The organism is Pseudomonas sp. 65/3-MNA-CIBAN-0223 (assembly GCF_040310425.1).
GTDB lineage: Bacteria > Pseudomonadota > Gammaproteobacteria > Pseudomonadales > Pseudomonadaceae > Aquipseudomonas > Aquipseudomonas gregormendelii.
On sequence record NZ_JBEOPV010000202.1, the window covers coordinates 1 to 262 of the forward strand.

Genomic DNA, 262 nt, shown 5'->3' on the forward strand with positions numbered 1-262 from the left:
GTGTGGGACCGCGGGCCTGGCATACCCCACGACAAACTGAAGGTGATCTTCGAGGAGTTCAAGCGCCTGGACAGCCATCAGACCCGCGCCGAAAAGGGCTTGGGCTTGGGCCTGGCGATCGCCGACGGTCTCTGCCATGTCCTCGAACACCCGCTGGAAGTGCGCTCCTGGCCGGGCAAAGGCAGCGTGTTCAGCGTTACCGTACCGGTCGCCCGCGCGCTCAGCCAACCTCGTCCAGCGGTCAAGCGCGGTGAGCCACAGC

1 protein-coding gene is annotated in these 262 nt (G+C 66.0%); it reads left to right on the plus strand.

All coding sequences use genetic code 11. From position 1 onward, the window contains the following. The coding region (locus AAEZ09_RS28565) for an ATP-binding protein (protein WP_350601706.1) at window positions 1-262 on the plus strand (262 nt) is incomplete at both ends.